Origin of the sequence: Aquabacterium sp. CECT 9606 (assembly GCF_918741295.1) — a bacterium.
GTDB lineage: Bacteria > Pseudomonadota > Gammaproteobacteria > Burkholderiales > Burkholderiaceae_C > Aquabacterium.
Genome location: NZ_CAKKNB010000001.1, coordinates 1455447 through 1478158, shown reverse-complemented (window position 1 = coordinate 1478158; position 22712 = coordinate 1455447). Strand labels below are relative to the sequence as shown.

Sequence of the window (22712 nt, the reverse complement as noted above, 5' to 3'; positions counted from 1 at the left end):
CACTCAGGTTTACAAACGATGTCCCGTTCGTGAACCGAATGTAAAGGAGAAAAACTGGTCGCTCAGGTGCCCGCTTAAAACGTCACTTGCCCGGACAGGTACAGGCCCTGCTGGTCAGGCTTGCTGACGATGTTGCCCAGGTTCAACCAAGCGGCGGTCAAGCTGATCAGGCGGGTGGGAAACCAGGCCACGAAGACATCCCAGGCCGCCTCTTCCTTCAGGATGGCGGCCGTGTCTTCCAGGTTGTTGGGCTTTTGGCGGTACTCGGTGCCCAGCACCAGGTCATCGCGCAGCATCACGCCCACGCTGCCTTCAGCCATCAACTTGCGCTTGTCGTGGCCGGCACCGCCAAAGCCCACCAGGCCAAACTGGTTGGCCCGCGTGAGCCGCAAGGTCAAGTTGGCCAGCACGTTGTAGCCACCCGCCGCGCCCAGCCACAACTTGGTGGCCGAGGCATACACGTCCACATCGCTGTTGTCGGCGCCGAATGAATTCACCAGCCCTTTGTCGTCGTTCGACTTGTATTGCGCCCCCACGCTGATCTGTGGCAACCAGCTGTCCTGGTCGTAAACGGCGTCACCGATCACTTTGACTTTCACTCCCAGGGAGCTCATCTCGATGGATTTGTCGGGCACCACATCACTGAGCTTGAAGCTCCAGCGGGCCATGCTCAACTCCACCCGGTCACGGATGCCCACCGCAGCGCCAGCCACCTTCAGGTCATAGCCATCGTTGGTTCTGCTGTGCGTGACAAATGCCGAGCCACCCGTTTGATTGCTGCTGCCACTGCCGGCGATGGTGGCCCAGGGCGTGAGCCCACCGCCGCCTGCGCCCTCAACCTGGGTGACGCCCCAGGTGGCCAGCAGCCGGTCGCCAGCGCGTGCCGAATTGGGCACAAGCACCGCGCAGGCTGCGGCCACGGCCAACGTGAGCCACGCATTTTTTTGGGTTTGAGTTGCCAGGAATCGCCGCATGTTTGAACTGCCTTTTCATGGCCGCGTTGGCCAAAACACCTTTGTTTGACAGATCGGTATCGACCAAAACGCCTCAATATTGAGCAGCTCATGCCGAAACAAGGCTCACAAAAGGTGGCATCCATGAAGTATTCAGACCTGCGCATTCAACTCACGCCCGAGCGCAAACGCAATCTCATCACCCTGGTGGTCGGCCTGGCCATCAGTTGGACCCTGGCCAGCTTGATGGCTTGCGCGTCCTCCACCAAAACTGGCGGTGCCACCCCGCTGTACCAGCGACTGGGTGGCGTCCAGGGCATCACGGCGATCACGGACCGCACACTGGACCGGGTGGCCACCGACCCGCGCACGCAACGCTCGTTCGCCAACGTCAAGATGAAGGCGCTCAAGGAAAGCGTGGCCACGTATGTGTGCAAGCTGGCCGATGGCCCTTGCGTCTACGAGGGCGAAACCATGCGCAACTCACACGCCGACCTGGGCATCACTGGGGCCGAGTTCGACCTGATGGTTGACGTCCTGCGCGATGAAATCAACCGCGCCAATGCCCCCACGGGTGCCAAGAACGATCTGCTCAAACGCCTGGCGCCCACCCGCCGCGACATTGTCAAGAACTCCTGAGCCCCATGCGCTCAGCCACCCCACTTGCCCTCCTGCTCGCCCTGAGCGCAGCCAGCCTGAGCACGCACGCGGCGCCTCAAGCCATCCTGGTCACCAACGAAGCCGGCCAGCCCATGGCGCAAGCGGCGGTGTCCGTGCAGGTGAAAGGCACCCGTGCCCCGGCCCCAAGTGGCGCCACTGCCAACATGGCCCAGAAGGGCCGCGCCTTTCAGCCCACTTTACTGGTCGTGCAAACCGGCACGCCGGTGCTGTTTCCCAATTTCGACACGGTTCGCCATCACGTCTACTCTTTCTCGCCGACCAAGAAGTTCGAGATCAAGCTCTATGCCGGCACCCCGGCCGCCCCGGTGGTGTTCGACAAGGCCGGCACGGCCACGCTGGGCTGCAACATCCATGACCAGATGCTGGGCTACATCCACGTTGTCGACACGCCTTACTTTGGCGTGACGGGCAGCGACGGCCAAGTGAGCCTGGACTTGCCCGCTGGCGAACACCGTGTCCAGATCTGGTGGCCCGCCCTGGGCGAAGCCAATCCCGGCATCGAGCAAACCTTGAAAGCGGGTGGCGGCCAAGCCATCATGCTGCGGGTCAAATCCTGATCCCTTGGGCAGACAAGGCTGTCATCAGGCTGTCATGACGCGACTCTAAAGTGGCGCTGTCTCGGGACAAGTTGCTTGTCTCAGGGGTGAAGGCAGCACTTGGCTAGTCGGACACCGCAGCACGGGTTCAGTCCTTCATCCCGCCAACGGGACACCCCAACAATTCCAGCATCAAGGCCACCCGAGCCTGCGCCGCCGTCAACGCGCCCGCAGCCTGCCAGTGGTCGCCCTCGCGAGGCAGCACCCCGCCTCGGGCAACGCGGCTGCTTCGCCAAACCCTGACCCCTTGATCCTCGGCTTTTTGCAAGGCACGCGCGAGCCCCTGGTGGACGGTGCCATGCCCTGTGCCGGCCACCACCAAGCCAGCCAAGCCAAAGCTCAGCTGCTGGGCTTGTGCCAAAAGCGCCTCCACAACCACACCATCGGCACCCGCATGGCTGGTCACGATCTCGACCCGAGGCGGTTCCGCCACATCCAGGCAAGACCATCCGACGCGACCGGGTGAAGGCCACGGCCTGTCGAACACCACGGCGCCGTTGTCGCCAACACGGCCCAGTGGTTCAACGCCACCGCCATCGAAAGCATCGATGTGCCAGGTGTGGGCTTTGCGCACCGCGTGCCCGGACCAGAGCACTCCGGCCATCACAGCCACAACACCTGCCAGGCCTTCAGAGGCCGCGAGTTCGGCCACCCGAACCGCGTCCCTCAGATTGCGGGGCCCGTCCGCCTGGGCCGAGGTCGCAGCGCGCATGGCCGCCGTCAGGACCACCGGTTTGTCGATGTCGAGCAGGCAGTGCAGCAGGTAGGCCGTTTCCTCCAGCGTGTCGGTGCCATGGGTGATGACCACGGCACCCACCTCATCACGCAACAAAGCCAGCTGAATCTGCTTGGCCAGCGCCTGCCAGACCGCCCAGCCCATGTCCTTGCTGTCGATCTGGGCCACTTGCCGGGTTTCCAAAGCCACGCCATGCAAGCCGGGCACCGCCTGCAGCAACTGTTCGACGCTCAACTGCGCCGCCTGGTAGCCCACATCGTCTGGCCCCGAACCCGTGCCGGCGATCGTGCCCCCGGTGCCAAGAACGACGACCACTGGTGACTTCACATCCATGCAACGCACTTTCATCAAAAACACTGGACAAACGAACAGGCCTGTATAAAATGACAGTCAACCAAGCCATCCTGCGGTCAAGCCGACCACTCAGCCAGATGAACGATAAACCCAAACTCACGCCCCGCCAGCAAGAGATCTTCGAGCTGATCCAGCGGGCCATTGCCCGCACTGGTGCCCCACCCACCCGGGCAGAAATCGCCAACGAGTTGGGTTTTCGCTCGGCCAATGCCGCTGAAGAGCACCTTCAAGCCCTGGCACGCAAAGGCGTCATCGAGTTGCTGGGCGGCACGTCACGCGGCATCCGGCTCAAGGCCGGCACCCTGCGCACCGTGAACGAAACCCGCAAAAAAACCGGCTCGGCTGGCGCCCCCTTCAATCTGAGTCTGCCGGGGCTTGAGCAATTGGTGTTGCCGCTGATCGGCCGGGTGGCCGCAGGCAGCCCCATCCTCGCGCAAGAACACGTTGAGCAAAGCTATTCACTGGAGCCCAGCCTGTTCGCCAAGCGCCCTGATTACCTCCTGCGCGTGCGTGGCATGAGCATGAAAGACATCGGCATCCTTGATGGCGATCTGCTGGCCGTGGCCCGTGCCAAAGAAGCCCGCAATGGGCAGATCGTGGTGGCACGCCTGGGCGATGAAGTCACCGTCAAGCGCTTCATGCGCACGTCCAAAGGCATTGAACTGCTCCCTGAAAACGCTGACTTCCAACCCATCATCGTGCCGCCCGACCACCCCGAATTCGAACTCGAAGGACTGGCCGTGGGCCTGATCCGAAATCAACTGCTGATGTGATCAAACTTGCCATGTTGGCAACGTCACCGCGCGGGTGGCGGGCATTTGCACCTCGCATGAGTGTGCAGTCCCGTGCGTTGACGTCATCTTGGAATCCTGCCGAACTTCAATCGTTGTTGCCGGAGTTCTCCATGATTCATCATTTCGCCCGTGCTTTTTTTGTTCGTTCTTCCAACGCTGCGCGCGCCGTCGCCATCCGCACAGAGCCCAGCCTGGCCCCCGAGCGTTTGTTGGCCAGCCATGCCATCAGCCCTCGTCGGCTGCGCATCAGCAGTGATCCTGCCGATGCCCGCCGCACCGTCATCGCGGGCCGTTTCGCCGATGTGTGCGCAGCGCTCGACCGCCTGGTGCTTGAACAAGAGGCTGCCGCCTGAAGAAAGCTCACTGACTGGCGAGGCGCCATTGAAAAAGCCCCGCGGTCTGGAAGACCTGCGGGGCCGTCGGGTCAAGCCAACGCCAGGGGCTTTGGCTTAGCCCATGTGCAGCCCGCCATTGATCGAGAAGTCTGCGCCCGTGGCAAAACCCGATTCGTCGCTCGACACCCACGACACCATCGAAGCGATGTCTTCGGGCGTGCCCAAGCGCTTCACCGGAATGGTGGCCACGATCTTGTCCAGCACGTCTTGGCGGATGGCACGCACCATGTCGGTGCCAATGTAGCCAGGCGACACGGTGTTGACCGTCACGCCCTTGTTGGCCACTTCCTGGGCCAAGGCCATGGTGAAGCCGTGCATGCCGGCTTTGGCGGCCGAGTAGTTGGTTTGGCCAAACTGGCCCTTTTCGCCATTGACCGAGCTGATGTTGACCACGCGCCCCCAACCACGGTCCACCATGTCATCGATGACCTGCTTGGTCACGTTGAACAGGCTGTTCAGATTGGTGTCCATCACCGCGTCCCAATCGGCCTTGGTCATTTTGCGGAACATGCCGTCGCGCGTGATGCCGGCGTTGTTGACCAGCACATCGACAGGGCCATGCTCGGCGCGGGTTTTCTTGAAGGCTTCCACGGTGGAATCCCAGTCGGCCACATTGCCAACCGAGGCGTAAAACGAATAGCCCAAGGCTTTTTGCTCGTCCAGCCACTTCTTGAAGTCACGACTGGGCCCGCAGCCTGCGATCACCTTGAAACCGTCTTTGTGCAGACGTTGGCAGATCGAGGTGCCGATGCCGCCCATACCGCCGGTCACGTAGGCCACTTTTTGACTCATGGAATGCTCCTCTTTTTGGGGAAAAAATCTAATCGTGTTGCGAGAGAGAAAGAACAAATCGGGTGATCAGCGTTCGACCGTGAGGGCCACGCCCATGCCGCCGCCAATGCACAGTGAAGCAATGCCCTTGTGGGCATCGCGCTTTTGCATTTCGTGCAGCAGCGTGACCAACACGCGGCAGCCCGAAGCACCGATGGGGTGGCCAATGGCAATGGCGCCGCCATTCACATTGACCTTGCTGGTGTCCCAGCCCATTTCCTTGTGCACGGCGCAGGCTTGCGCGGCAAAGGCTTCATTGATTTCAAGCAGATCCAGGTCGGCCGCCTTCCAGCCAGCGCGTTCCAGCGCGCGGCGCGAAGCCGGCACGGGCCCCATGCCCATGTAGGCGGGGTCCAGCGCCGCATTGGCGTACGAGGCAATGCGCGCCAAGGGCGTCAGCCCCAGTTGTTGGGCCTTTTTGGCACTCATGACCAACACGGCGGCGGCGCCATCGTTCAGACCCGAGGCATTGCCAGCCGTCACGGTGCCCGCCTTGTCAAAAGCCGGCCGCAGGCCTGCCAGCACCTCGGCGGTTGATTTGCGGTTGACAAACTCATCGGTGTCAAAAACCAGTGGATCGCCCTTGCGCTGGGGGATCAGCACGGGGGCGATCTCATCCTTGAATCGACCTGAATCAACCGCGGCCGCGGCCTTCTGCTGCGAAGCCAGCGCCAGCGCATCTTGCTGCTCGCGGCTGATCTCGTACTTCTTGGCCACGTTTTCGGCGGTGATGCCCATGTGGTACTGGTTGTAGACGTCCCACAGGCCGTCGGTGATCATGGAATCGATCAACTTCCAATCACCCATGCGCTGGCCCTCGCGCGACCCTGGCAGCACGTGCGGCGCCATGCTCATGCTCTCCTGGCCCCCGGCAATGACGATTTCAGAGTCGCCGTCGCGGATGGACTGCGCGGCCAGCATCACGGCCTTCAGGCCCGAGCCGCATACCTTGTTGATGGTGAAGGCGGGCACCCCTTGGGGCAGACCGGCCTTGATGACCGCCTGGCGGGCCGGGTTCTGGCCGACGCCTGCCGTCAGAACCTGGCCCAGAATCACCTCGCTGATCTGGTCGCCGGTCAGGTTGGCGCGCTTGAGCAGATCCTGGATGACGACCGCCCCCAGGTCAGAGGCCGGGGTCTTGGCCAGGGTTCCGCCGAACTTGCCCACGGCGGTGCGGGAAGCGGCAACGATCACGATGTCGGTCATGACAGGTTCCTTTTTTCCAGAATTGTCAATTGCTGCGATAAATGATGAGCGCGGTTCACGCCTTGCGCAAGACGTAACGGCCCGGAGCCGGCTCGATTGGCCGGTGTTTTTTGCTGCCCAGTTGCTTCGGGGCCGCAATCTTCTTGCCCGCATGCGTGCCGAGCCATTCAGCCCAGGTGGCCCACCAACTGCCGGGGTGCTCTTTCGCAGACGCCATCCATGCCTGGGCCGTGGACGGGAAAGCCCCCGTGGCGCCGCTGGTCCAGTAACTGCGCTTATTTTTCTGCGGTGGATTGATGACCCCGGCGATGTGTCCGGAAGCACCCAGCACGAAGGTGGTGGGGCCCTGCAGCAACTGCGTTGAGGCGTAGGCGCTGTCCCAAGGCACGATGTGGTCTTCGCGCGACCCGTACACAAAAGTGGGCATGTTCAGGCGGCGCAAATCCACCGGCTGGCCGCACACCGTGACGGCGTTGGGCTGCGCCAGCTTGTTTTCGAGGTAGGTGTTGCGCAGGTACCAGCAGTACATGGGCCCGGGCAGGTTGGTGCTGTCGCCGTTCCAGTACAACAGGTCAAATGCCGGGGGCTTTTCACCTTTGAGATAGTTGCCCACCACGTAGTTCCAGACCAGGTCGTTGGCGCGCAGGAAGGAAAACGTGGCGGCCAGCTCGCCACCACGCATCAAGCCGCCGCCCTGTGGGCTGCGCTCACCAATGCTTGTTTCGCGCACCTGCACCATGGCCTCGTCCACGAACAAATCCAAGGTGCCCGTGTTGACGAAGTCCAGGAAGGTGGTCAGCAAGGTCAGGCTGGCCACGGGTTTGTCGCCGCGCGCATCCATCACCGCCAGGGCCGTGGCCAGCAAAGTGCCGCCCACGCAGAAGCCCAGGGCGTTGATCTGCTCAGTGGCCGCGATCTCGCGCACCACGTTGATGGCCTCGATGGTGCCTTTTTCAATGTAGTCGTCCCAGGTGGACTGGGCCAGCTCTTCATCGGCATTGACCCAGCTCACCACGAACACGCGGTGGCCCTGCGACACGGCGAAACGCACCAGCGAGTTGTCGGGCTGCAGGTCCAGGATGTAGAACTTGTTGATGCACGGGGGCACGATCAGCAAGGGCAAGGCATGCACCTTGTCGGTCAGCGGCTTGTACTCGATCAGTTGAAAAAACTCGTTCTCGAACACGACCGAACCTTCAGAGGTGGCCACATTGCGCCCCACTTCGAACACGCTTTCGTCGGTCTGCGACATGTGCCCTTGGCTGATGTCGTTCAACAGCATCTGCAGGCCCTGGGTGATGCTTTCACCCTTGGTCTCGATGGCTTTTTTCTGCGCCTCGGGGTTCAATGCCATGAAGTTGGAGGGCGCGGCCGCGTCCACCCACTGCTGCACGGCGAAACGCACGCGGTCTCGGGCTTTTTCGTCACCGCTCAAGCTGTCGGCCAGGCGCTGCAAGGTGCGGGCATTGAGCAGGTACATCGACGCCATGAAGGCATTGGCCGGGGTGCTGATCCACTCGGGCGAGGCAAAGCGGCGGTCATCTGGCTTGAGCTGGCCCGGCTGCTCCAGCGCCTTGTTCCATAAGCTCGTCGCCTGCTCCACATAGTCTTGCTGAATGCGGGACATCTGGTCCCAAGGCACGGTCAGCCCTGCGATGGATTGCAGGCTCGAGCCCACGCTTTCAGTGAGGACTTGCGTGGATTCAATGGGCGGCGGCGGAGTCGTGGAGGAAGCATTCGTCGATTTTTTGGAACGAGACCGTTGAATGACAGCCATATGTCTCCTTGGCAGGACCTGCGAGGTTGCGAGCACCGATGTCGGTGTCGCCATGTTGCCGTATTCTGGGCACAGATTTTTTGCAGCGGATCAACATCTCCCCTCGGCGTGATGTGTTTTCGCCTCATTCAAAGCAAACTTCGGGCCGCGCACGGCTTGACAAAGGCCTCGACCTGAAATGTGGATCATTGCAATCGCCTGGATGTTTGTCGTCCTGTTGATGACTGTGGCCGAAGCCGTCAGCCCCATTGGCAGCGTGCTGGGGGCGATCGTCACCTTCTTTTTATACGGGGTCGGCCCCTTGGCGTTGGTGATGTACCTGGTGGGCACGCCCATGCGCCGGCAGGCACGCCGCGCCCGCGAGGCCGCGTCAGAGGCGCAAGCGCTGTCAGAGCCCGGTCAACCAGATGCAAGCGGCCTGACGCCCCGTGACCCGGTCGCGCCGGAACGAAAAGAAGCGTGAAGGCGCCGACACCGTGCACCAATGGCCACCCTCTATGCGGTGAAGCCCCAGGGTTTGAAGGCGATCTGCGGCCAGGCCCGCCAGGTCCGCCAACCAGCGGTTTGCCGACTGCGGGATGAAGCGCGGGTGGCTTTGGGCGGGATCGACGCCAAACCCGCTCAACACATCGGGCCCCACCTGAAACGCGGTCGGGCCGATGCAGGGCCCCAGCCAGGCGCGCAAATCCACTGGATCACAAGACGCCGCCTCGCACAAGGCGGCCACGCCAGTGTGGGCAATGCCCAGGCCATTCAGATCGGCCGCCCCGGCCAAGCCCCGCCAGCCGGCGTGCAGGGCCGCCACACCCCGGCCTTCCGGGGCCGCCAACAGGATGGGCAGGCAGTCGGCGACCATGATGGCGCAGACCAAGCCAGGCTCGGTGGTGACGGCGCCGTCGGCCTGTGTCTCGGCCAAGGTGGTCAGGGTCTGGCTGCTCAGGCGAACCACCCGGTTGCCGTGCACCTGCTGCAGCCACACAGGCTGGGCCTGAAGCGCCGCGGCCAACTCCTCGCGGTGGCGCTGCACATCGGCCGGCTCATCACCGACATGGTTGCCCAGGTTGAAGGCGTCCCAGGGCGGCTGGCTGGCGGTACCGGGGTGCAAGCCGTCGCGCGCCGTCATGAGCATGCGCACGCCCGCCCCGAGCGAGGAGGAAATCCAGCCAGCAGGCCAAGTGGGAGGTGTCGAGGCTATCATCGCGGCCCGATGCTACCTCGTTCCGCCGCCCCCAATTTGCCCAGCCAACGCGGGGTCCACCGCCCCGGCCGTTGCCGTCAGCCTCATCCAAGCAACGCGTCGTTGCACGCCTGGCTGAGCGCCACAGGGTCGCTCACCGCGCGGTTGCGGGCGCACGGGGTGGTCGAAGTCCAGGTGCAGCGCCAAGGCAGCCAGCGTCTTTGGCCTCAAGAGCGCCGCGACCTGGCTTGCCGCAGTGGCCACGTCCGCGAAGTGGTGCTGTTGCTGGATGGCGTGCCGGTGGTGTGGGCGCGCAGCGCCACCTCACACAGGGCATTGCAAGGCACCTGGAAAGCGCTGACCGGCCTGGGCACACGGCCACTGGCCGAACTACTGTTCCAGCGTTCCCACGTGCACCGCGAGCCCCTGCGCATCCAGCAACTCGCCCGCCACGGACTGGCCGAACCAAGACTGCGCGCGGCGTGGCCGGGCAGGCACCCGCGGTGGGCACGCAGTTCGGTGTTCTGGCAGCATGGCCAGGCCTTGCGGGTGATGGAGTCCTTTGCCCCCTGGATCGAGCAACTGGACGCTCACCGCCTGACCCGCCAGGTCGGCTGAGCCGGCCTGATGCCTTTACACTGGGGCCATGCTTTTTTCACGCCGCATTGAGCACTGCCAAGTCTGTGGCACCCGGGTGGAGTACCGCGTTCCCGAAGACGACAACCGCGAGCGCGCCGTCTGCCCCGCCTGCCACCATGTCCACTATGTGAACCCACTCAACGTCGTGGGTACCCTGCCTGTCTGGGAAGACAAAGTGCTACTGTGTCGGCGCAACATCGAGCCTCGCAAGGGCTTCTGGACCTTGCCCGCCGGCTTCATGGAGTTGGGCGAAAGCACCCAGGAAGGCGCCGCCCGCGAAACCGATGAAGAAGCCGGTGCCCACATCGAGATGCAAGGCCTTTACTGCGTGATCAATGTGCTGACGGCCGGCCAGGTGCACTTCTTCTACCGGGCCCGCCTGCTGGACACGGATTTCTCACCTGGCCCTGAAACCATCGAGGCCCAGTTGTTCAGCGAGAAAGACATTCCCTGGGACGAGTTGGCCTTCCGCACTGTCCGCATGACACTCGAAAAGTACTACGCCGACCGAGTGAGTGGTCAATTTGACGTCCACTGTGCCGATATCCGTTGAGTGAACAAACCTCAGGAACCCATCGCCGCGGTCATGCCGCCATCCAGCACGTCGTCTGCTGACGCCACAGCACGCCTGCGCGAAGACCTGATCGCCCCCGATCCGCTGCTGGATTGCCTGATCGAGGTTGGGCGATTGCATGGCCACGCGGCCACCCGCGCCTCCCTGTCCGCCGGGTTGCCGATGGACAAAGGCCCCTTGCCCTTGTCTCTGGCGGAACGCGCGGCCTCCCGTGCTGGCTTGGCCGCCAAGGTCCAACGCGTGCCGCTCAAGAACATCGACGACAAAACCCTGCCGGCAATCCTGGTCCTCAAAGACAACCAGGCTTGCGTGCTGCTCAGCCAGGACACCCAGGGAAACGCCAAGGTCCTGCTGCCTGAAACCGGACAAGGCAGCATCGAACTGTCCGCGCAAGACCTGGCCGCACGCTACAGCGGCATCGTGCTGTTTGCCCGCCCTCATTTCCGGTTCGATGAGCGCACCCCGGAAGTTCGCGCCACCAAAACGGGCCACTGGTTCTGGGGCGCGGTGCTGGCGCAGCGTTTCGTTTACCGCGACGTGCTGTCGGCCGCGCTGCTGATCAACCTCTTCGCCCTGGCGTTTCCCATCTTTTCCATGAATGTGTACGACCGGGTGGTGCCCAACCACGCGGTTGAAACCTTGTGGGCCCTGGCCATCGGCGTGATGCTCGTGCAGGCCTCTGACCTGGCCATTCGCCTGTTGCGCAGCCATTTCGTGGACGAAGCCAGCGCGCGCATTGACGTGCAGATTTCGGCCACGCTGATGGAACGGGTATTGGGCATGAAGCTGGAGAATCGTCCGCAGTCAGTGGGTTCTTTCGCTGCCAATCTGCGCGGCTTCGAGCAGGTGCGCGATTTCATTGCCTCCAGCACGGTCACGGCCTTGATCGACCTGCCCTTCGCCATCTTGTTTGTGCTGGTCATTGGCTGGATCTCGCTGTGGTTGGTGATCCCCGTGGTGCTGGTGTTCACCTTCATCCTGGTGGCCGGCTACGTGCTTCAACACCGCCTGCATGAGTTGTCGCAAAGCACCTACCAGGCCTCGGCGCAACGCAACGCCACGCTGGTGGAAAGCCTGACCGGCATCGAGACCATCAAGTCGCAAGGCGCCGAAGGCCTGATCCAGGCGCGTTGGGAGCGGGCCAACCAATACCTGGCCAAGCTGAATGTGCGCATGCGCGGGCTGTCGTCCAGCGCCATGTACACCACGGCCAGCCTGCAGCAACTGGTGTCGGTGGCCATCATCCTGATCGGCGTGTACCTGATCACCGACAAGAGTCTGACCATGGGCGGCCTGATCGCCTCGACGATGCTGGCGGGCCGCGCGCTGGCGCCCGCCGGGCAAATCGTTGGGCTGCTGATGCAGTACCAAGGCGCCGTCACCGCGATGGAGTCGCTGAACAAGATCATGGACCAGCCGGTGGAGCGGCCGCTGGGCACCAGCTTCGTCGAGCGCCGCGAGATCAAAGGCGAGATCGAGTTCCGCCACGTGTCCTTTGCCTACCCCGGGCGCAAGGATTCGGCGCTGGACAACATCAGCTTCAAGATCAAGCCGGGTGAAAAGGTTGCCTTGATCGGCAAGGTGGGCTCGGGCAAGACCACGCTGCAAAAGCTGATCCTGGGCCTGTACCAACCCGCCCAGGGCGCCGTGCTGCTCGATGGCATCGACATGCGCCAGTTGGATCCCGCCGATGTTCGCCGCAACCTGGGCTATGTCTCGCAAGACGTCACCCTGTTCTTTGGCACGCTGCGCGACAACATCATTTTCGGCATGCCGCACGCGCAAGACGACGCCATCGTGTCGGCCGCCGAGCTGGCTGGCATCAGCGACATGATCCACCGCCACCCGCAGGGCTTTGACATGCCGGTGGGCGAGCGGGGCGAATTGCTGTCGGGCGGGCAGCGGCAAGGCGTGGGCATCGCGCGGGCGGTGCTGCACAACGCGCCCATCCTGCTGCTGGACGAACCCACCAGCGCCATGGACTTTTCAACCGAGGCCTTCGTCACCCAACGCATGAAAGAATTCTCGGCCGGCAAAACGGTGGTGCTGGTCACGCACCGCACCTCCATGTTGTCGTTCGTCGACCGCGTCATCGTGGTGGACCAGGGCAAGGTCATGGCCGATGGTCCGCGCGAGCAGATCCTGCAGGCCCTGGCGTCCGGGCGCATCGCCCGCGCGGTCTGAGCCAAGGCAGCCACCATGAAGACACTCATGAAATTGGGCCAGGTGATGATCGCGGTGCTGGAGTCGATACGGCGCTTCACCGCACCAGCCACCGACTGGTTGCTGGACCACCTGGCCGGGCCACGCGTCACGCCCGAATCGGCCCAGGCCACCGGCATGCGCAGCTTCGAGCTGGATGCCGATGCCGTCATGTCCACCCATGGCACTTACCGGGCCCAGACCCTGGTGCGCTCGGCCGTGTTCGTGGTGCTGGGCCTGATCGTCTGGGCCGCCTTGGCCGAGATCGATGAAGTCACCAAAGGCGAAGCCAAGGTCATCCCATCGCGGCAGCTGCAAGTCATCCAGTCTTACGATGGCGGCGTGGTGTCAGAGATCCTGGTCAAGGAAGGCCAAGTGGTCGAGCAAGGTCAGCTGCTGCTGAAGATCGACGAGACACGGGCCACCTCGGGCATGCGCGAAAGCAATGCCAACGCCTTTGCCTTGCGCACCAAGCTCGCCAGGCTGAAGGCCTTGGCCGAAGGTGTGGCCTTTGCCCCGCCCACACCCACCGCCGACAACCTGGACGAGGTGCGCATCGTCGAAGAAGAACGCCAGCTCTACGATGCCAAGCGCGCCGAACTGGCTTCCATGATCGGCATCAACCAACAGCAACTGGCACAACGGCAACAAGAGTTGAGCGAAATGCGCTCGCGCCGCGAATCAGCCGGCCGCACCCTCGATCTGTCGCAGCAAGAGCTGGCCAAGACCCGCCCATTGCTCGCCACCGGTGCCGTGTCCGAGGTGGAAGTGCTGCGCCTGGAACGCGATGTCAGCAAAGCCCGGGGCGACATGGAGCAGGCCGGTGCGCAAAGCGCCCGCGTGATGGCCGCCATCAACGAGGCGCAACGCAAGATCCAGGAAACCGAACTCACTTTCCGCAACGAGATCCGCAAAGACCTGTCGGATGTGCTGGGCAAGCTCAACGCCTTGAACGAAGGCGCCGTGGCCCTGGCCGACAAGGTCGACAAAGCCCAGGTCAAGTCGCCCGTTCGTGGCCGCATCCAGCGCCTGCTGGCCAACACCGTGGGCGGTGTCGTGCAACCTGGCAAAGACATCCTGGAGATCGTGCCGCTGGACGATGCCCTGGTGCTGGAGGCCCGCGTGCAACCGCGTGACATTGCCTTCATCCACCCTGGCCAGGCCGCCACCGTCAAGCTCACCGCCTATGACTTCTCCATCTATGGCGGGATGGATGCCACGGTCGAGAACATCAGCCCCGACACCATCACCGATGAGCGCGGCGTCAACACCTATTACGTTGTGCGGGTGCGCACCAAGGCGACCAACTTCAGCGCCAAGATGCCCATCATCCCCGGCATGACGGCCGAGGTGGACATCCTCACGGGCAAGAAGACGGTGCTGTCCTATTTGCTCAAGCCCGTGCTCAAGGCCCGGGCCTACGCACTGAAAGAACGCTGAACCGACGTCAGGCCCTGACCGCGGGGCCGGTCACGCCATCGATGCCGCAATGGACCAGCGCGGGAATGTCTTCGGCTTCGGCCACGCCCTCGGCGTAAACCTGCAAACCCAAGCCGTGCAACATGGAGGCCGTGGCCGCCACGAAAGCCGCCCGGGCCAGGTCTTTCGACACGCCCTGCACCACCGACGCGTCCAGCTTGACGTAGTCCAGGCCGGCTTCGAACAGGAACTCAATGCGCGTCAGGCGCTCACCGGCATGCTCCAGCCCGATGCGGGCACCCAGGGGACGCAACTGCTTGCACAGCTCACGCACCAGCTCGAAACGTTCAACCGCCGCCACTTCAGAGACTTCAAGCCACAACAGCTGCGCTTCTTCAGGCGCCTCGGCCAGGCGCGCGCGCAGGCGAGGCACAAATCCGCTGTCCAACAGGGAAGCGGGCGACAGGTTCACACCGCGAGGCTGCTGGTCGGCCGCGATCTGTGACAAGGCCAAGGCCACCGCCGCTTCATCAATCTGCGAAATCAAATTGCAGCGCAAGGCCATGGGCAGCCAATGCGCCGCGGACTCGAAGGGCCCACCGGGCTCCAACTGCATGCGCATGGGGGATTCGTGGTGCACCAGTTTTGAATCGCGGTCCAGCACCGGGAAACTCACCAACAACAGCCGATCTTCCAACAGGGCCGACGTCATGCGGCGACGCCACTCGTCCTCGCCCATGGCCGACTCGGACGCCGAACTCATCTTGGACAACTCCACCGCGAAGCCGCCACGGCTTTCGGCACGGGCCAGGGCCGAATCGGCGGCGGCCAACACCTGCTGCATGGCCACGCCACGCTCCCAGTGCGTGGCGCCCACCACCACGCTGGCTGTGGTGCCCAGCTCGGCAAAAGCACGTTTGATCGAATCGGCGTAATGCTCGGGCTGCGGCAAGGGCACATCGTCGTGCGTCAGGCACACCGCGAAGTCGCCCCCATTCAGACGCCCTGTGGCCACGCCCACCACACCCACCGACACCTCATTGAGCACCGAGGCCAGCTTTTGCAACAGCAGGTCGGTTTGCCGGTGCCCCATCACGCGATTGACCATGGCCAGGTCGACCACACGGATCATGCACAGCAAGCCACGCCCGGACCCCTCGTCGTTGTTCAGCGCAGTGCCCAGCTGGGCGACAAAGTGCGTCCGGTTGGACAAGCCCGTCAACGGATCGCAATGCGCCTGCCGACGCAACTGCTCCACCTGGAAGGCTTGGTCGTCAAATTGGGATTTCAGCCGCTCGACCACGGCGTTCATGGCCTGGCTCAGGCGGGCCAGCTCGGGCACCTTGGGTTGCTCCACCGTGATGAAACGCCGCTCCATCAAGGCTTGGGCCTGGCCCACGGTGGCATTCAGGGGGCGGCGGATGGCGCGCACCCCGAAGCTGGCCACCACACCAGCCAAGGCGCCCAAAGCCGCCAGCCACATGGCCGTGGTGATGCTTCCTTGCCACAGCTGGTCGTCGGCGAACGAGGAATGGCTGACCACCTCCACCGACCCAAGCGCGCGCCAGCCATCAGACACCTGCGCCACACCAGGCGTGGAATCAATTGAAAGCATGTTCACGAACCAGGCCGGAGCCTGCGAATCGGCACGCTTGAGGTCCGCCTCATGGTTGGACACCACCTGCCCACGCGGATCTCGCAGAGAAATGCGCTTGTAAAACCCGGTATCGAACTGGGCGGCCACCACCAGGTCCATCAAGGCCATGTCGCCCTTCTGCTGGGACAGGCTCAAAGCCAAAGATTGGGCGTTGTCCGCGTTCTTCAGGCGCAACTGTGTCTCCAGATAGTTCCGCGACGAAACCATCCAGACCGCAAAGCTGCCCAGAAAAGCCATCAGCAGCGTCACCACCAACAGCAGCCAGATCTGACGGATCAGCGACATGCAGCGTCCCTTGTCATCAACATCACCACCACCCCTCCGCCCGTGTCTTGGTCAACACCTCCCGCCAGCGCGAAAGGCGTGCCACCGGATCCCCAGCCGTGGTACTGCCCACACCTTGCCACAAACCTTCAGCGTTGAAGCTGAAAACAGGCGCCAAATCCGGCCTCCTGGAGGCGGGCCGAATGTCGGTGATCAGGTTATCCAGGATCAAAGGCTCGGCTTGCGGCTCTGGATAATAGGCCAGCACCATGTGGGCCAGGATCGCGCCCCCCACCTCGGCCCGCACGTACACCAGCCTCATCTTGGCAGGAGACACGCCCGCGGCGATCAGGGATAAATACTTGCCAATGGCGTAGTCCTCGCAGTCCCCCGCGCCCTTGTTCAACATTTCAAGCGGCGTGGCCCAGTAATCGACCTGGCCCCAGATGTCCCGGTCATCGCGGTACTCCACACGCCGGTTGAAGAATGCATTGATGCGTTTGACGCGACTTACCTCTTCGCTGGACGACGCTTCAGCAATCTCCTGGATCAAGGCCTGCGCCTGGCTGACCGTGGCCGGCCCCATCCGTTGCGCCGCCGCCATGATCTTTTGAGTTTCAAAGGCCATGCCGGCATGGCCCAGCAACAAGCTGAGCAACACCATCCAACGCGCCAGCCCAGCGGCGAACCGCCGCTGAGCACCCTGCCCCGGCCAGCATCCCTTGAAGGGCAATCTCAATGCGGCACGGGCCAGGCTCATTCCAGGGGGGACCCGGTCAAGGGTCAAAGTCGAAAAACTCTCACCTCACTGAATCGACACACCCTGCCCAAACTTGATGTCAGGGCTCTCCCCAGGGCATTTCTGGCACGAAATCACTGAATCGCTGAAGGATGATGTAACGGTTGATGACAAAATGAGTCCGCTTTGCCACGGCTTTGCCGCACAACCCAGGAACGAGGTCAGATTTGAAAAAAGCGACGTTTGAACATGGCATGACGGCCATGGCTTTGGCAGCCTTCGCGTTCGCCGCTCAGGCTCAGACTCAGACAGCACCGACCGCGGGCCTGGGCGCCGCAGCTCAGAAAGCCATTGACGGCAACCCCGAAGTGACCGCGCGCCTTAATGCGCTGCGCGCCGCGACCGACGAAATCAGCGTTGCCAGAGGCGGCTACCTGCCGCGGGTTGATCTTTCGGCCAGCGTGGGCCGCGACAGTGACCGCATCACCAACCGCAACCCCGACTCTCAAAGCCTCAATCGCAATGGCGTGGCCTTGAGCGCCAACCAGGTTCTGTGGGACGGCCTGCAAACACGCCGCGAAGTCGAACGTCTGGGCCATGCCAAGCTCACCCGCTATTTCGAGTTCCTGTCCGCCACCGAAGAGGCGGCCCTGGAAGCCTCGCGTGCCTACATCGACGTTCAGCGCTACCGCAGGCTGGTGGAGCTGGCCCAGGACAATTACGTGCAACACCGCTATGTTCAAGACCAGCTGCAATCCAAGGTGAAGGCCGGTGTGGGCCGCGGCGTGGACTCCGAGCAAGCCACCGCCCGCCTGGCCTTGGCCGATTCCAACCTCACTACCGAAGCCGCCAACCTGCACGACGTCAGCGCCCGCTATCTGCGCGTGGTGGGCGAAGCCCCCGCGAATGACCAGCCGGCCGTTCAAGGCCTGGACAAAGGCATCCCCAGCAGCAGCGAAGACACCACCAACCAGGCCGTCCTGGCCAGCGCCACGGTTGAAGCCGCGGTTGAAAACCTCCGTGCCGCCAAGGCCCAGGCCTCGGGCCAGAAAAGCAACTACCAACCCAAGGTGGAAGCCCGTGTGCGCAGCGGCGTCGGCAAGAACTTCGATGGCATCGAAACTCAAAAGCGGGACACCTCGGCCGAGATCCTGATGTCGTGGAACCTCTACAACGGCGGCTCTGACCAGGCCCGCGCCCGCCAGTTGGCCAACTTGGTCAACCAGGCTGCGGACCAGCGGGACAAGGCCTGCCGTGATGTGCGCCAAACCGCCTCCATCGCCCACAACGACATCCAGAAGCTGAAAGACCAGTTGACCGCCCTGGACCGCAATGTGCTGGCCATTGAAAAGGCCCGCGATGCCTACCGCCAGCAATTCGACATCGGCCAACGCAGCCTGCTCGATCTGCTGAACTCGGAAAACGAGCTGTACACCGCCAAGCGCGCCTACGTGAATGCCGAAGCCGACCTGCAACTGGCTTACGCCCGCACCCACGCGGCCAAGAATTCACTGACCGCCAACCTGGGCCTGAACCCCAGCGCCGCGACCGACAACGAGAACGGCCAGAACTGGCAAGCTGCCGAAGACGCCGCCCAGCGCTGCCCCGCCATCAGCATTGAGGCGCCCACCATCAACCGCGAAGAACTCAACGACCGCGCCAGGAAGTTGGGCCGCCCGGCTGCTGCAGGCACCGCCGCGGTGGCCACCACCACGGCATCCGCACCCGCTCTGCCAGCCATCCCCACGGTGACCGAAAGGCTGCGTGGCTGGGCCATGGCCTGGGCCGCCAAGGACATCGCCCGCTACATGGGTTTTTACGCCAAAGATTTTGCGCCAGCGCGTTCCACTTCGGCCAAATGGATCAATGAACGCCGCCGCCTGCTGGCCAAGCCGGGCCCGATCGAAGTCCAGTTGAGCCAAGTGAAAGCTGAAGCCCGCGGTGACGCGGTGGTCACGAGCTTCACCCAGAATTACACATCGCAAAACTTCAAGGACAGCAGCTTCAAGGCGCTGACCTGGAAGCTGATCGATGGCCAATGGGTGATCGTCAACGAAAGCAACCGCTGACCCAGCCTCCCCCCGCGAATAGGCACTAGCCCGCCTCAGAAGCAGCGGGTAAAGTGAGACCGTCAAGCACACAGGCCGCCCCGTGGCCTGCTTGAAGTTGTGATGGTCTCGGGGGCAGGAGTACGCTGATGCATGACGAAGAACGCTCAGAACAGATGAGGCTCAAGCTCCTCGACATGCAGGCGGCTCTGTTCAATTTGCGCGATGGACTGGTGAACCTGAGCCTGTCGCTGCAAGAGTTGTCCTTTCTCACCGACGAAAACGCCCAGCGCGAAGCCAGCCAGGAAACCGACAATTTGCTGTTGCGTCTGCGCGGCTGACATCCGGGCCCCGATGCTGCGGTGACAATACCGCCTTGCATGCCGCTTCCGGCATGCCCGCAAAGCCACCTCTCCATGCCTAGACGCATCGCCCTGGTCACCCCCATGCTGCCGGTCGCCCACGATCAAACCCGTGGGCGCTACATTCACGAAACCGCCAGGTCCTTGTCCAAACTGGCCGACGTGAAAGTCTTCTTTCAGCAATCGCGTTACCCGCGCTTGCCCTTCATGGCGCCGCGCAGCTACCTGTATGGCGAAGTTGGCCCAGACTACCAGCTCGACGGCGTGGATGTCGATGCCTTCGACTACCCGGCCTTCCCCGTGATCTCGCGGGCGCTGAACGGTCACATCAGCAGCATGGCGCTGACACCGCGGGTCCGACAGTTCAAGCCTGACCTGGTGCTGGCTTACTGGGTCTACCCCGACGGCTACGCGGCGCTGCGCACGGCCCGCCAGCTCTCACTGCCCTGCGTGGTCGGCGCCCTCGGCTCCGACATCCACGTGCGCGACGGCCTCAACGCCTTCATGACCCGCCGCACCATCATGGGCGTCGATGGGCTGCTGACGGTCAGCGAGGCCATGCGGCAAACGGCCATCAATCAGTTTGGGGCTTCACCTGACAAGGTGCACACCATCGTCAATGGCTTCAACACAGCCATCTTCCGCTGGCAAGACCAGGCCCACGCCCGCCAGAAGCTGAAAATCGCGGCCGATGAGCGCCTGATCATTTATGTCGGGCGCTTCGTGGAAGCCAAGGGCATGCGCGAACTGCTGGCCGCCTTCCAGCGCATGGTCCAGGAAGATCCGCAGACCCGACTGGTCATGGTGGGCGATGGCGTCATGAAAGAAGAACTGCGCGCGCTCATCAAATCATCCGGCCTGGAGCAGCAGGTGTACTTCCCTGGCGGACTGCCGCCCGAGCAAGTGGCCGACTGGATCAGCGCCAGTGACGTGCTGACGCTGCCCAGTTGGTCAGAGGGCTACCCCAACGTGGTCGTGGAAGGTGTGGCGTGCGGCCGGCCCGTCGTGGCCACGGACGTGGGTGGCACGCGCGAGATCCTGCACATGGGCAACGGCATCCTGGTCAAACCACGCGATGTCGATTCTCTGCACAAAGGCCTGGTGCAGGCTCTCAAACAGACCTGGGATCACCAGGCCATCGCGGCCGCCATGTCCCGCACCTGGGACGATGTCGCGGTGGAAACGCTGGCGGCTTGCGAACGGGTGATCGCCAACCGCGCTCAGGGCTTGCCGCGCAAATACTGAAACGTGGTGGTCAGGCCATCGGCCGTGCTGACCCGCTGCCGCCAGCCGATCGCCTTCAGGGCGGCATTGGTGTACCGCAAAGGGCGGTACATCGAATTGACCACGTAAGGCGTGAAGACCGCCGGCAACTGCCCCTTCGACTTGCGGTGGTAGTTCACCAGCACCTTGGAGCCCCACAAAAAGGCCCAATGCGGCACCGGGATGCAGCGCAGCTTCTGCACACGCTTGCGGTAATCCTTCAGGTAGCCATTGCAGGTGGGCAAATCATCGTCCACCACGTTGAAGGCGCTGCCTGCTGGTGCTTTCAAAGCCGCCTGGGCCACGGCATCCGCGCAGTTGTCCACATAAGTCAGCGGCAACAAGGCGCGGCCGCCCAGGCTGAAGAAAAAGCCCAGGGCGTTGATGCCCACGCGAGAAGACATCGCACCGCCACCAGGGCCATAGATCACACCAGGGCGCAAGATGACCGACTCAAAACCAAAGCGTTTTTGGTAGTCAAGGAAAAGATGTTCCTGGCGAGTCTTGGCATAGCCATACGCGCCGCGCTCGACGCCAACGCGCTCGATCGGCGTGGTTTCGTCAAGCACCGCGTCTGGGGCCAGGGTCTCGGCGTGGTAGACCGAGAAAGAGCTGATCAGCACGATGCGCTTGATCTTCTGCGCGGTGGCTGCGTCCAGCAAATTGCGCGTGGCCACCACCGTGTTGGCGAACATATCCGCCGCCGCGCCGCGCATGCCGGCTGCCGCATGCACGATGCAATCGGTGCCAGCCACCAAGGCCTCCAGCGATTCCTTGGCGAGCAGATTGGCCTGAGCCACCTCAATCGACGCGCCGGGAAACTGCAAGCGCAAATCCTCGATCATGCCCTTTGGCGGTTTCTGGCGGAAATGCAAACGCAAGTCCTGCGCGCCCATTCTCAAAATGCTGTCGGCAATGCGCTTGCCCAGAAATCCGCCCGCCCCCGTGATCAATACTTTCATCGCGCCGTCTCCATGCCTTCAACAATTTGGTCAATCACCCGGCAAACACGAAGAATTTGCGCAGCAGGAATAGGATCCTCACCTCGGCCCTCTACAGAATCATAAAAGCGATCCAATAACACGCGCATGCATTGAAAGTAATGAAACTCATGGCGCCTGAATTGGCCCAAACTGCTCATGCCATTTCGGAGAAACTGCCGGGCCTGCACCCAGGGTGGAAACAGCCGGCCTAAAGCACTGGGCTGGGTCCAACGCGCGCTTTGCACCAAAGTGCGCGTACCGTAGTCCAGCTCAACCGTGTCCTTGGTACCCACCACCCTCAAACTGTGAGCCACAGGGCGGCCGTGGGCGCTCACCAGGCCAGTCACCGTGGTACCGCCACTGCGCAACATGAAGCGCAGCTCATCGTTCAATGCATCGATGACCGGATTGCCCGTGGCTTCGCGACGCCGAAACGCCAGCACCTGCACCGTCGTGTCGTCGCCAATGAAAGGCACCACTTTGGCCAGCACGTGGTCCAGCACATTGTGAAAAAGCTTGCCTGGCAAGCGATGAACCCAATGGTTCGGGTCGGCCATCACCGCCAAGCCGTAATCGCCCGCCAAGTTGTACCCATAGTTGGTCTCCAGGTGGACCACGTCGCCCAGCGCCCCTTTGCCCATCAGCTTTTCCAACTCCAATCCGGGCGGCTCAAAGTTGTACAAGTAATTAACGCTCACGCGCTTACCCACCTGGCGGGCCCGCTCCAGGATCACCTGGGCGTCGGCGGTGGTCATGGCAAACGGTTTTTCGACGAAAACGTGGCAGCCAGCATCCAGTGCTGCACAGGCCAACATCACATGAGAGTCTGGCGGCGTGGCAATGTGCACAACATCTGGCCTAACTGTCGCCAACATGTCATGAACATCGGTGAATTGACCCGAAATCCCCATTCTCACGGCCAATTGCTCAACCATCAAGGGCTCGCGGTCGCACACGGCCACCACTTCGCCTCGGCCAATGGCGCGGATCTGCTCCACGTGTCCGTCGGCAATCTTGCCGCATCCGACAATCGCAACTTTTAGCACGCCGTCTCCATTCATC

General features: G+C 62.8%; 22 protein-coding genes. 11 read left to right on the top strand and 11 right to left on the bottom strand.

All coding sequences use genetic code 11. From position 1 onward, the window contains the following. Window positions 1-74: 74 nt before the first annotated feature. Entirely contained in the window at window positions 75-974 is a 900-nt protein-coding gene (locus LQ232_RS06890) for a DUF3034 family protein (RefSeq protein ID WP_230179519.1), read from the bottom strand. A gap of 123 nt (window positions 975-1097) precedes the next feature. Here LQ232_RS06890 and LQ232_RS06885 point away from each other — a divergent pair, with 123 nt between their 5' ends. Both LQ232_RS06885 and LQ232_RS06880 read left to right on the top strand, forming a co-directional pair. Continuing rightward, complete coding sequence (locus LQ232_RS06885) at window positions 1098-1592, top strand: group 1 truncated hemoglobin (RefSeq protein WP_230179518.1); 495 nt, start codon at window positions 1098-1100, stop codon at window positions 1590-1592. Between the two features lie 5 nt (window positions 1593-1597). Further along, window positions 1598-2191, top strand: a complete 594-nt coding sequence (locus tag LQ232_RS06880) for a methylamine utilization protein (RefSeq protein WP_230179517.1) — start codon at window positions 1598-1600, stop codon at window positions 2189-2191. A gap of 127 nt (window positions 2192-2318) precedes the next feature. On the opposite strand, the gene LQ232_RS06875 is transcribed toward LQ232_RS06880, so the two are convergent. Then, the gene (locus LQ232_RS06875; protein ID WP_230179516.1) at window positions 2319-3299 is read right to left on the bottom strand and encodes an asparaginase; all 981 of its coding nucleotides are present in this window, start codon (window positions 3297-3299) and stop codon (window positions 2319-2321) included. A 98-nt stretch (window positions 3300-3397) separates the two neighbouring features. Between LQ232_RS06875 and lexA the strand changes: the two genes are divergently transcribed. Beyond that, window positions 3398-4093, top strand: coding sequence for a transcriptional repressor LexA (gene lexA, locus LQ232_RS06870; protein ID WP_230179515.1), 696 nt, complete (start codon window positions 3398-3400; stop codon window positions 4091-4093). A 131-nt stretch (window positions 4094-4224) separates the two neighbouring features. Then, window positions 4225-4467: a hypothetical protein gene (locus tag LQ232_RS06865; protein WP_230179514.1), complete on the top strand. Its 243-nt coding sequence runs from the start codon at window positions 4225-4227 to the stop codon at window positions 4465-4467. Between the two features lie 96 nt (window positions 4468-4563). On the opposite strand, the gene phbB is transcribed toward LQ232_RS06865, so the two are convergent. The 5 genes from phbB to pgeF all read right to left on the bottom strand — a co-directional run bounded on the left by phbB (window position 4564) and on the right by pgeF (window position 9452). Beyond that, on the bottom strand, window positions 4564-5301 hold the full coding sequence (phbB, locus tag LQ232_RS06860) for an acetoacetyl-CoA reductase (RefSeq protein WP_230179513.1): 738 nt from the start codon (window positions 5299-5301) through the stop codon (window positions 4564-4566). A 66-nt stretch (window positions 5302-5367) separates the two neighbouring features. Beyond that, window positions 5368-6546 carry an acetyl-CoA C-acetyltransferase gene (locus LQ232_RS06855; RefSeq protein WP_230179512.1) on the bottom strand — a complete coding sequence of 393 codons (1179 nt, stop codon included), beginning with the start codon at window positions 6544-6546 and terminating at the stop codon, window positions 5368-5370. Between the two features lie 55 nt (window positions 6547-6601). Continuing rightward, window positions 6602-8323, bottom strand: a complete 1722-nt coding sequence (phaC, locus tag LQ232_RS06850) for a class I poly(R)-hydroxyalkanoic acid synthase (RefSeq protein ID WP_371820121.1) — start codon at window positions 8321-8323, stop codon at window positions 6602-6604. 90 nt (window positions 8324-8413) lie between these two features. After that, entirely contained in the window at window positions 8414-8659 is a 246-nt protein-coding gene (locus LQ232_RS06845) for a hypothetical protein (protein WP_230179511.1), read from the bottom strand. Window positions 8660-8711: 52 nt separating this feature from the next. After that, window positions 8712-9452 carry a peptidoglycan editing factor PgeF gene (gene pgeF / locus LQ232_RS06840; RefSeq protein WP_230179510.1) on the bottom strand — a complete coding sequence of 247 codons (741 nt, stop codon included), beginning with the start codon at window positions 9450-9452 and terminating at the stop codon, window positions 8712-8714. A gap of 171 nt (window positions 9453-9623) precedes the next feature. Here pgeF and LQ232_RS06835 point away from each other — a divergent pair, with 171 nt between their 5' ends. From LQ232_RS06835 to LQ232_RS06820, 4 genes are read left to right on the top strand one after another with little or no spacing between them, the layout of a single operon-like run. Beyond that, window positions 9624-10118 carry a chorismate lyase gene (locus LQ232_RS06835; protein ID WP_230179509.1) on the top strand — a complete coding sequence of 165 codons (495 nt, stop codon included), beginning with the start codon at window positions 9624-9626 and terminating at the stop codon, window positions 10116-10118. Between the two features lie 28 nt (window positions 10119-10146). After that, on the top strand, window positions 10147-10692 hold the full coding sequence (locus LQ232_RS06830) for an NUDIX hydrolase (protein WP_230179508.1): 546 nt from the start codon (window positions 10147-10149) through the stop codon (window positions 10690-10692). 33 nt (window positions 10693-10725) lie between these two features. Then, on the top strand, window positions 10726-12897 hold the full coding sequence (locus tag LQ232_RS06825) for a type I secretion system permease/ATPase (RefSeq protein WP_230179751.1): 2172 nt from the start codon (window positions 10726-10728) through the stop codon (window positions 12895-12897). 15 nt (window positions 12898-12912) lie between these two features. Further along, window positions 12913-14355, top strand: coding sequence for an HlyD family type I secretion periplasmic adaptor subunit (locus LQ232_RS06820; protein ID WP_230179507.1), 1443 nt, complete (start codon window positions 12913-12915; stop codon window positions 14353-14355). Between the two features lie 7 nt (window positions 14356-14362). Here LQ232_RS06820 and LQ232_RS06815 read toward each other — a convergent pair whose 3' ends face one another. Continuing rightward, entirely contained in the window at window positions 14363-16276 is a 1914-nt protein-coding gene (locus LQ232_RS06815) for an EAL domain-containing protein (protein WP_230179506.1), read from the bottom strand. 22 nt (window positions 16277-16298) lie between these two features. Beyond that, window positions 16299-16919 carry a transglutaminase-like cysteine peptidase gene (locus LQ232_RS06810; RefSeq protein WP_230179505.1) on the bottom strand — a complete coding sequence of 207 codons (621 nt, stop codon included), beginning with the start codon at window positions 16917-16919 and terminating at the stop codon, window positions 16299-16301. 338 nt (window positions 16920-17257) lie between these two features. On the opposite strand from LQ232_RS06810, the gene LQ232_RS06805 reads away from it, so the two are divergent. From LQ232_RS06805 to LQ232_RS06795, 3 genes are all read left to right on the top strand, one after another. Next, a complete protein-coding gene (locus LQ232_RS06805; RefSeq protein ID WP_230179504.1) occupies window positions 17258-19063 on the top strand; it encodes a TolC family outer membrane protein in 1806 nt (601 codons plus the stop codon). 128 nt (window positions 19064-19191) lie between these two features. Next, entirely contained in the window at window positions 19192-19383 is a 192-nt protein-coding gene (locus LQ232_RS06800; RefSeq protein WP_230179503.1) for a hypothetical protein, read from the top strand. 75 nt (window positions 19384-19458) lie between these two features. Then, window positions 19459-20649 (top strand): glycosyltransferase, encoded by a 1191-nt coding sequence (locus LQ232_RS06795; RefSeq protein ID WP_230179502.1) that lies wholly within the window; start codon window positions 19459-19461, stop codon window positions 20647-20649. On the opposite strand, the gene LQ232_RS06790 is transcribed toward LQ232_RS06795, so the two are convergent. Both LQ232_RS06790 and LQ232_RS06785 read right to left on the bottom strand, forming a co-directional pair. Further along, a complete protein-coding gene (locus LQ232_RS06790; RefSeq protein WP_230179501.1) occupies window positions 20625-21629 on the bottom strand; it encodes an NAD(P)-dependent oxidoreductase in 1005 nt (334 codons plus the stop codon). The two genes, LQ232_RS06795 and LQ232_RS06790, sit on opposite strands and share 25 nt — an antisense overlap. Continuing rightward, on the bottom strand, window positions 21626-22696 hold the full coding sequence (locus LQ232_RS06785; RefSeq protein ID WP_230179500.1) for a Gfo/Idh/MocA family protein: 1071 nt from the start codon (window positions 22694-22696) through the stop codon (window positions 21626-21628). The genes LQ232_RS06790 and LQ232_RS06785 overlap by 4 nt, the downstream gene beginning before the upstream one ends. Between the last annotated feature and the right edge of the window lie 16 nt (window positions 22697-22712).